This is a genomic window from Virgibacillus carmonensis, assembly GCF_057836705.1.
In genome coordinates, this window is sequence record NZ_JBYQFJ010000020.1 from 62,886 (window position 1) to 71,733 (window position 8,848).

The window sequence follows — 8,848 nt, forward strand, 5'->3', positions numbered from 1 at the left end:
TGCAATTTTTTCACGCTTTTAAAAGTATTTCAGAAAAACACAAGCTCCTGCGAATAATCACCATGCAGATTGTTCGAAGAAGCTTTCATTCATTGTCACCTCAAGTAGATGAGACGCTGAAACTAGACATTTGTTTTAAAAAAATTCCTGTCTGGGCAACAGAAAGCTAACCTGTTAGAGGGTCTTTAGTTAATCCAGACTTGACCAAGTGAGAAAATGCCCTCAACTATCTCTTTTAAATGGTACCACATCCATTCAAAAACTTGATCAACTTCTTCAAATTCTCCATTCACCTCTCCGACTGATGCCATTAGTCCTTCGCCATCAATTGATTCATCTATTAAGTTACCGTTAAACAGGACTACATTCCCATCAACTGTACCATCAATTTTCAGATTGCCATTTTTAACTATAAGATCGCCTGATACTGTAACACCCTCTGGTACAATGACTGTATCGCCTGCAATAATCAAATTCTCTTGTTTGGAAACCACTAACTCACTACTTTGATTCCATGCTGAGAGTACACTACTAAACATGAAAATAAAAAATACCGCAGCAGCTGTAATGACTGGGTGTGCCTTGAACCAACGCTTATAGCTAACTCTTCGCCTTTCTTTAGGTAATTTATTCATCACGCTTCTGGTGAAATCCTCTGGAGCGGATACCTTTTCAGCACTTTGTACCCATGTGATCGTCCGCTTTAGTTCATGAAAATGCTTTTGACAATCTTCACAAGCCTCTAAATGCCCCCGCAAATTTATTTCTTCTGATTTGGTCAAATCACCATCTAAATATTTATGCATAAGCATGATAGCTTCTTTTTCGCATTTCATTTCGTTCACACTCCTTTACACGTGACGAAGCTTTTTCCGTAAAGCTTCCCTACCCCGGTGAATCCTCGTTTTTACTGTTCCTAAAGGAATATCTAAGATGTCGCTTATCTCTTTGAGAGAAAACTCTTCCAAATACCGCAGTATAATAATCGATCGGTATTTAGGTGGGAGCTCTGAAATTTCATGGTGAATATAGCTTTTCAGTTCAAGGTTCTCTACTTCCGCTTCTGGCAAAATATTATCCGACTCAAGCTGGGAATACATGTTCAACCCATCGGCTCCCTTAATCTCTGCATCAAGATAATAGTCTGGCTTGCGTTTTCGTATTCGATCGATGGTTAAATTCGTCGCGATGCGATACAGCCATGTTGAAAATTTTCGGGTTATATCATAGGAATCAATATTCATGTATGCGCGAATAAAGGCCTCTTGCGCTATATCTTCTGCCTCGTGCGCATTACCAAGCATTCGGTAACAATGCTGGTAAATTTTTTGCTGATAAAAAGTGACCACATCTTCAAATGCAGTTTGATCACCTTTTTTCACTTGTTTTATTTTTTCTTTTATTATTAAATCCATAGCAAGTACCTCCGCTATTCATGCGGTATTTATGTTACGAAATGAAACATATAAAGGTTTCATAAAAATTTGAGGTTTACCTTTGTAAATATATGGGTATCTTTTTAGTACATTATACTAGATTGGAGGAAGGTTTTGTGGATAATTATAATTTATTGAAAAAAATTGAACATTGTCGTAAAGAGATGATTACTTTGAGCACTACCCACAGCTATACTTCTGAGGCAGTAATTAAATCTAGTAAACAATTGGATTCGCTCCTAAATACCTACCATAAGACAGTGAAAAGTGCTTAACCGAAACCACTCATCCTGTGTGATAGCTTAATAAAAAAAACAGCGATTTCAAAAGCAGAAATCACCGTCTCTTTTATTAATTCCATCAACTGATCATTATTTTAACGTTTCCCCAAACAATGCACTGATTAAGTTCGCTGCAACAATACCTGTTTTGTTTTTATCATCAAGTAACGGATTCACTTCAACAAATTCAGCAGAAGTGAGTACATCTGCATCATGGAATAACTCCATTGCATGACGGGTTTCTCGATACGATGGACCACCAACAACAGGGGTTCCAACACCTGGTGTCTCGCTAGGATCCAATCCATCCAAGTCTAGACTTAGGTGAATGCCATCCGTGCGCTCCTTCAAGTAACAAATAGTTTCTTGAATAACTGCTTTCATTCCAAGTTCATCTACTTCACGCATAGAATAAACCTTTATTCCATGTTCCTTGATATACTCTTTTTCACCAGGATCTAAATCTCGTGCACCAATGATCACTAGGTTTTCAGGTTTTACTTTCGGTTGATCACCATGAACCGATGTAAGCTTCTTATGTCCAATTCCCAGGCTTGCGGCTAGTGGCATTCCATGGATATTTCCTGATGGTGACGTTGCACTGTCATTTAAATCACCGTGTGCATCATACCAAATGACACCCAGATTTTCATAATGCTTACTGATTCCAGCAAGGCTTCCGATTGCCATACTATGATCCCCACCAAAAAGGAGCGGGAATCGCTTAGTCGCTACAACATCATCCACTTTTTCAGCAAGCGTTGTAGATGCGTCAATGATAGACTGCAGATTTAACAAATTGTCTTCACGTTGTTCTTCGCCTGTCACAGAATCAACTTTTATATCTCCTAAATCCTCCACATCATGTTGTAAACGCTTTAATTTTTCAACAACACCAGCATGGCGAATTGCGCCCGGTCCAAGATCGGTTCCAGGACGAGGTTGTCCTAAATGCATCGGTACTCCAATAATAGAAATATTTTTCTTCATAATTGAAAACCTCCTCTACACTATAGTTTAACGAAAAACCAGGCAATGACTCAACCAGACATGAATTTGTCTAAATATACCAACTCAGATAATTTGTCTACACAAAATTTCTCTTTAGAAACACAGCTTATGTAACTCAAGGCTGTTTTAATGATAGTGACCCAACATACATACTAAATGTTAATAACGTATCCGGATTACGACAATGTTCTATTTATTTTAGTCTAGCTCCATTTAAATTTATACTGAGTGATAATGTCTTTATACCAGCCTTTTCCCACTCTTGAATGACCTGATCAGTCTTTTCTTTACTAGGAAGAAAGGCAATACCACAATCCCCTCCACCTGCACCTGATGGCTTACCGGCACCACCATTTTGCTCTGCAATGTCACATAATAATGTTAATAGAGGTGTTTCTATATCCGCTTCTGCACGCATGCCTAGGTTGGCTAACGCCTTCCTATTAAATGCTAGGCCATTAAGTATCTGTCTGCTATCACTTGAATCAATTCCATTTATAATTGTATCTACAGCTTTTGCAGACTGACTGATAAACTGTGTATATAAATTTCCATGTTGTTCTTTCATTACGTTAACCTTTTCAATGAAATTCTTTGTTGACGCTGGATTCCCCGTCCATCCAATTACCATATGAATATCATCTGGTAATGAAATTGGTTTAACGGAAAAATAAGGCCAATCCTGCTCAACTAAGTTGGTTAACGATGTTTCTTTCCCATACGCAAATATTAACCAATCTGCTTGAAAGGATGTGTAAGCAACCATCCCACCAAATGAAGATGCAGCAACATCGGCACCAGATCCACTACCTTGTGTCTTCACATGTGCGATAGCTGCTAACTTAAAAAGAAGTGTGGAAGTACAAGGTATGGCGTGTTTTTCCATAATAGCCTTGATTACCGCAGTAACCACCGCTGCACTTGAACCTAATCCATATTTAATTCCAGATTCATCGTCTAATTCACTCGTAATGGCCAAATCAAAATTAGCGAAGGGTTTTCCTTGTTCTGTTATATAACGATATGCTATATTCATCGCATTTTCAACGAAATTCACACGTTTATCATCAGTCACAATATGTATTTTATTATTTTCAATTTTCCAAGATAAGTTTTCGAGGTTTAATTTTGGGAGGGATACACGTTTTTCACTACTAGCGTTAATTGTGGCATAAACAAAACGATCAACAGCTATTACTATTGATCGTTGATAGGCTTTTAATATAGCATACTCTCCAGCAATCATAAGTTTACCTGGAACCTTTATGGTCAAGTTTTCGTTCGTCATTATTTTTCATCCCCTATTTATAGGTGACTCCTTGGCCTGAACGACTTAAAATCACGTTTGATACACCAGGTATATTGCGGAGTGTTTGTTGAACTTCCTCTTCGTTTTCCGGTTGGTAAAGAACTTTTACGTTTGGACCAGCATCAATGGTGAAATAAGCAAGAATATCTTTCTCACGTAATGCTTGGACGGTTTGCATGACGGTTAACGTTGTATCGTGCCAGTACGTAAATGGCGGATTAGCACCTAATGTTGTCGCATGCATTTTTTGACAGTTAGCCTCGGCAATCTCACCCATTTTTTCAAAGTCACGATCCCGTATAGCAGTTTTAATTTGTGCTAAATCAGTAGGAATATGATCTACCCATCCAGAATAAAACGGCGATGTCTCCACCGTTCGTTTCATCCCTACGCGGCTAGAAACCTTTTTCATATCAGATGACAAAACAACAGCTGCCACACGCACATCCCAGTGGTCTTGTGGTGCTACAGGTACAGCATAGGAATCTGAACCATTATCCTTTACTCCCTTTTCCCACTCTACAAAACCACCGTAGATTGAACGGCATGCAGACCCTGACCCTTGCCGTGTGAGTCGGGATAAGGTCTGATCGTCAAGGTTTAAATCTAGTGCACGTGTGGTAGCTGCTGCAAGTGCTGCAAAACCTGATGCTGATGAGGCAAAGCCTGCCGCAGTAGGAACCGCATTTGTTGAACGAACTTCTGCAAACAAAGGCGTATCCGCAAAGTTTCTAATTAAATCGAGAAACTTGGAGACCTTTGTATACTGATCTCCGATAATTACTTCATTATCTAAATAAAACTTATCTTCTTCTAGTTCACGGTTAAACGTAACAGTTGTTTCTGTATAAAAGGCATCTAAGGTTAACGAAAGGCTACTATTCATTGGCAAAATCAACGACTCATCGCGCTTTCCCCAATATTTGATTAAGGCAATGTTGGTATGTGCCTTTGCCGTTGCTTTCATCCATAATCCCCATTTCTATGAACTATTCCTTACTTTTGCTTCCGTAGTACAAATGGCCATACTGCATGAGCACCAAAGCCTTTTAGTTTTTCACAAAGCTGTTTAGAGTGCGCTTCATTACGAGCTAAAGCAATAATACATCCGCCATTTCCGCCACCTGTTAACTTAGCACCAAGAGCTCCCCCTTGACGGGCAACATAAATAAGCCTGTTTAGTCCAGCATCACTTACACCAAGTGCTTCAAGTTCTTTTTGCGCTTCGTTTAACGTTTTTCCTAAAAGCTGCTTACTAGCTTTTTCAAGAGCTCTTCTTGCTTGATGCGTTATGTCACCAATTCGATCAAGACTTGCTTGAATTTTCCTAGGGCCTGATTTTAGTAACTCTGCCACTGATTCAACCGCCAATCGCGTATCACCTTTCCGCCCCGAATCCGCCACAATAAAGTGGAAATCAGCTTTCGGTTTAATGAAGTGGAATGGAATATCTTTCTCATACCATACCGGAGATTGTGATGTAATGGTGAGTGTATCAATTCCACTAGGTGCGCCATGTGCATATGTTTCTGAAATATCTGCTAGCATTAATAACGTTTCTTCTGATAGTTCTACATCTGCATGCGCAAATAGAGACCTGATAACAGCGATTGCTACTGATGCACTTGAACCAAGACCCTTACCTGGTGGTATGGATGACTTAATACGAATCAAGAGGTCTTTACGCGGCATATCTAAATGGTCTAATGACGCCTTTATACAGTTGATTAACCCGTTTAATGCATTTGGAGCCATATTGATCGGTCCATGATAAAACGTACTATCTATTTTAACTGCACCCGGTACATTATCTACAAGCGCCTCTACCCCAACTAAAGGGAAAGGAATAGCTATAGCTGGTTGTCCGTGTACAACCGCATGCTCCCCAATTAAAATTAATTTACTATGAGCTATACCGACAGCTGTTTGTTCTGAAGTTGTTGCTTTCTCTACACTCATCTTTTACTCTTTTCCACCAATTCTTTAGCTTTCCCCACACGGATTTCTTTTTCATTAATTAATTGTTCAGCAATGATATCAATCAGCTCTCCTTTAGCCCCTGCCGCCATCGCAACAGAGCGGGAATGTAAAGCCATATGACCCTTTTGGATGCCATCCGTCACTAATGCTTTTAAAGCACCTAGGTTTTGCGCTAGACCCACTGATACAATAACCTGTGCTAATTCTTGGGCAGATTCTACATCTAGCATCTTATGGGCAATTTGCGAGATTGGGTGTACACGAATCGAGCCACCGACAGTTCCAACAGACATTGGTAACTCAAGTTCACCAACAAGATTACCCTCATCATCAACGTACCATTCTGTCATCGAACTGTATTTTCCAAAACGCGCTGCATAAGCATGTGCTCCAGCTTCAACTGCACGCCAATCATTTCCTGTTGCGATTACTATTGGATCAATCCCATTCATGATTCCCTTATTATGTGTAACAGCACGATATGGATCAGATGCTGCGAACTCATAAGCATGCACTACGCCATCACGCACTTTTTCACCGGAATACTCACCAGTTTCTAATAATTCCGGTGGTATCACACATTTGGCACGTGCCATACACCTATCAGCTAAATTAGAAAGAATTCGCAAATATACTTTTCCTTTTGTCAAATCTTCCACGACTGGAGCAAGTGCTTCAACCATAGTATTGATTATATTGGCACCCATTGCATCACATGTATTAATATACAAGTGTAATACAAGCATCTGTCCATATTTGGAACCTGAATCTTCGTTTAGTATGCGTACTTCTAAATCCTGCGCTCCGCCACCTCTTGAGACGATACTAGGGTATGCTGCATTAGCTCCCTCAATAAGCATGTCTTTTTCTCTCAAAAGTGCTTCTTTCGCTAAATCAAGATCAGGACATCCAACTACTTGAATCTGGCCGATCATAATTCTGTCTGTAGCTTCCGTTGTAAATCCACCAGCATTTCGAACAAGCTTAGCGATATAACTAGCAGATGCCACAACGGATGGTTCCTCTATTGCCATAGGTACTACATATTCTTTCCCGTTTATAAGAAAGTTCAACCCTAGCCCTAATGGCAACTGATAAGTCCCTATCACATTTTCTATCATATTATCCGCTGTATCAAGAGATAATGGATTCGCTTGAGAAAGATGAGCAGTTTCATCTTCTGTAAAGTCAGCCTGTTCAGCAAGTATCTTTCTACGTTCTTCTACAGTCATATTATAAAAGCCAGGAATTCTAGAAGTATTCATACAAAATCATCCTTTTGTGTATCAATATATAATAAGTTTACTTTAATTTTTTTATTTAGATATTAAATTTACTCTATCTATTATGTAAAAAAATAGCGCAAAATGCAAATAAACAAGGTTGTTTAATTTCATAACGACCTTGTTTACTTGCAATTATACTATGTATTATGTCCCAATGCTAGAAATCTTTTTCAATAAAATGATGAGCCATGAAGGATTCGAACCTTCGACCCTCTGATTAAAAGTCAGATGCTCTACCAACTGAGCTAATGGCTCGTTACATACAAAAACCACGTATTTACCGTGGTGAAGTTGATACACAAGGTGATTATATAAGTTATAAATGGCTGGGCTACCAGGATTCGAACCTGGGAATGACAGGATCAAAACCTGCTGCCTTACCGCTTGGCTATAGCCCAATATATAAATGGTGGAGGGGGGCAGATTCGAACTGCCGAACCCTGAGGGAGCGGATTTACAGTCCGCCGCGTTTAGCCACTTCGCTACCCCTCCATATAATTACCACATTTTCAAATCTTATACATAAAAAGTGGTGCCGGCCAGAGGACTTGAACCCCCAACCTACTGATTACAAGTCAGTTGCTCTACCAGTTGAGCTAGGCCGGCGTAATGGTGGAGGATGCAGGGCTCGAACCTGCGACCCCCTGCTTGTAAGGCAGGTGCTCTCCCAGCTGAGCTAATCCTCCACTTTATGGTGACCCGTACGGGATTCGAACCCGTGATACCGCCGTGAAAGGGCGGTGTCTTAACCACTTGACCAACGGGCCTAGATTACAGTTTTTCAACGATTAAAACTTATGTAATGTCGAAAACCAACGAATTTTATTATATACAGATTTCATCCCTTTGTAAAGGGTAAATCTGTTTTATTTGTTATTTTTTTAAGAACGAACATGTAAATTATTATTTTCCTAAGATGCTGTTTTTAGTCATAACAATTGAAAAGACTTTATTCTGCAAGGTTATAACCTTGATGTATTTGACACAACAAATACATCAGGGAGAGGATTATATTTCACTCACTTCATTGTTTTCTAAGAGCTTATAATTGCCACAAACCAAATAATCACTACAGTTGGCACTGACATATACAATGCTCGTGACGGCTTAATATTTTGCTTTTTGATTAGATATATAGCTAAGAACACTTCAAAAATTGTTACAACAAATGCAATTATAAATAAAACCGGTATATCACTCATTTATTAGCCTCCATAGCCAGCTCAGCTTAACCGAAATATACTCAAAGTCTGTACTTCTATCTTAAATGTGACTATTCGATATTGTTTCCTAATTCTGTTTTTACTATGTTTAGGGTATCCTGACACGTTTTCATTCTAGTATACCAATAAATGGAGATTATTTCTTTTTCATACAAAAAATGCCCAAACTTTAAAGGTTAGGCAAGATTTATTGAAAGCTTCCAAGCAGATTCGAACTGCTGACCCCTTCCTTACCATGGAAGTGCTCTACCTGCTGAGCTATGGAAGCATATGGCTCCACAGGTAGGATTCGAACCTACGACCGATCGGTTAACAGCCGATA

The 8,848-nt window shown here is 39.3% G+C and carries 9 protein-coding genes and 7 tRNA genes; 1 reads left to right on the forward strand and 15 read right to left on the reverse strand.

The genetic code is table 11. The annotated features are described in order from the left end of the window. Positions 1–185 precede the first annotated feature (185 nt). Positions 186–836, reverse strand: coding sequence for a zf-HC2 domain-containing protein (locus AC3G7N_RS14900; protein ID WP_489422963.1), 651 nt, complete (start codon positions 834–836; stop codon positions 186–188). A 15-nt stretch (positions 837–851) separates the two neighbouring features. Then, positions 852–1,415 (reverse strand): RNA polymerase sigma factor SigW, encoded by a 564-nt coding sequence (sigW, locus tag AC3G7N_RS14905; protein ID WP_489422964.1) that lies wholly within the window; start codon positions 1,413–1,415, stop codon positions 852–854. 92 nt (positions 1,416–1,507) lie between these two features. Between sigW and AC3G7N_RS14910 the strand changes: the two genes are divergently transcribed. After that, positions 1,508–1,711 (forward strand): aspartyl-phosphate phosphatase Spo0E family protein, encoded by a 204-nt coding sequence (locus AC3G7N_RS14910; RefSeq protein ID WP_489422965.1) that lies wholly within the window; start codon positions 1,508–1,510, stop codon positions 1,709–1,711. 96 nt (positions 1,712–1,807) lie between these two features. Here the strand turns inward: AC3G7N_RS14910 and rocF are convergent, their stop codons facing one another. The 13 genes from rocF to AC3G7N_RS14975 form a co-directional block, all read right to left on the reverse strand. After that, entirely contained in the window at positions 1,808–2,707 is a 900-nt protein-coding gene (gene rocF, locus AC3G7N_RS14915; RefSeq protein WP_489422966.1) for an arginase, read from the reverse strand. A 214-nt stretch (positions 2,708–2,921) separates the two neighbouring features. Continuing rightward, a complete protein-coding gene (locus tag AC3G7N_RS14920; RefSeq protein ID WP_489422967.1) occupies positions 2,922–4,016 on the reverse strand; it encodes a phosphomevalonate kinase in 1,095 nt (364 codons plus the stop codon). Positions 4,017–4,029: 13 nt separating this feature from the next. Beyond that, the gene (gene mvaD, locus AC3G7N_RS14925) at positions 4,030–5,004 is read right to left on the reverse strand and encodes a diphosphomevalonate decarboxylase (protein ID WP_489422968.1); all 975 of its coding nucleotides are present in this window, start codon (positions 5,002–5,004) and stop codon (positions 4,030–4,032) included. 29 nt (positions 5,005–5,033) lie between these two features. After that, positions 5,034–5,996: a mevalonate kinase gene (gene mvk / locus AC3G7N_RS14930; protein WP_489422969.1), complete on the reverse strand. Its 963-nt coding sequence runs from the start codon at positions 5,994–5,996 to the stop codon at positions 5,034–5,036. Next, complete coding sequence (locus AC3G7N_RS14935) at positions 5,993–7,282, reverse strand: hydroxymethylglutaryl-CoA reductase, degradative (protein ID WP_489422970.1); 1,290 nt, start codon at positions 7,280–7,282, stop codon at positions 5,993–5,995. The genes mvk and AC3G7N_RS14935 overlap by 4 nt, the downstream gene beginning before the upstream one ends. 203 nt (positions 7,283–7,485) lie before the next feature. Then, positions 7,486–7,558, reverse strand: a tRNA-Lys gene (locus AC3G7N_RS14940). Positions 7,559–7,626: 68 nt separating this feature from the next. Continuing rightward, a tRNA-Gln gene (locus tag AC3G7N_RS14945) sits at positions 7,627–7,701 on the reverse strand. 9 nt (positions 7,702–7,710) lie between these two features. Continuing rightward, positions 7,711–7,795: transfer RNA gene (locus AC3G7N_RS14950), tRNA-Tyr, on the reverse strand. 38 nt (positions 7,796–7,833) lie between these two features. Next, positions 7,834–7,909 (reverse strand) — tRNA-Thr (locus tag AC3G7N_RS14955). A gap of 4 nt (positions 7,910–7,913) precedes the next feature. Continuing rightward, a tRNA-Val gene (locus AC3G7N_RS14960) sits at positions 7,914–7,989 on the reverse strand. Between the two features lie 6 nt (positions 7,990–7,995). Beyond that, a tRNA-Glu gene (locus tag AC3G7N_RS14965) sits at positions 7,996–8,070 on the reverse strand. A 267-nt stretch (positions 8,071–8,337) separates the two neighbouring features. After that, on the reverse strand, positions 8,338–8,505 hold the full coding sequence (locus AC3G7N_RS14970; RefSeq protein WP_489422971.1) for a hypothetical protein: 168 nt from the start codon (positions 8,503–8,505) through the stop codon (positions 8,338–8,340). Between the two features lie 216 nt (positions 8,506–8,721). Then, positions 8,722–8,794, reverse strand: a tRNA-Thr gene (locus tag AC3G7N_RS14975). Between the last annotated feature and the right edge of the window lie 54 nt (positions 8,795–8,848).

Bases quoted from the DNA above. Each gene is read 5' to 3' on its own strand.
- AC3G7N_RS14920 (WP_489422967.1), bottom strand. From the start codon at position 4,016: ATGACGAACGAAAACTTGACCATAAAGGTTCCAGGTAAACTTATGATT.
- mvk (WP_489422969.1), bottom strand. From the start codon at position 5,996: ATGAGTGTAGAGAAAGCAACAACTTCAGAACAAACAGCTGTCGGTATA.
- rocF (WP_489422966.1), bottom strand. From the start codon at position 2,707: ATGAAGAAAAATATTTCTATTATTGGAGTACCGATGCATTTAGGACAA.
- mvaD (WP_489422968.1), bottom strand. From the start codon at position 5,004: ATGAAAGCAACGGCAAAGGCACATACCAACATTGCCTTAATCAAATAT.
- AC3G7N_RS14970 (WP_489422971.1), bottom strand. From the start codon at position 8,505: ATGAGTGATATACCGGTTTTATTTATAATTGCATTTGTTGTAACAATT.
- AC3G7N_RS14900 (WP_489422963.1), bottom strand. From the start codon at position 836: ATGAAATGCGAAAAAGAAGCTATCATGCTTATGCATAAATATTTAGAT.
- AC3G7N_RS14910 (WP_489422965.1), top strand. From the start codon at position 1,508: ATGGGTATCTTTTTAGTACATTATACTAGATTGGAGGAAGGTTTTGTG.
- sigW (WP_489422964.1), bottom strand. From the start codon at position 1,415: ATGGATTTAATAATAAAAGAAAAAATAAAACAAGTGAAAAAAGGTGAT.
- AC3G7N_RS14935 (WP_489422970.1), bottom strand. From the start codon at position 7,282: ATGAATACTTCTAGAATTCCTGGCTTTTATAATATGACTGTAGAAGAA.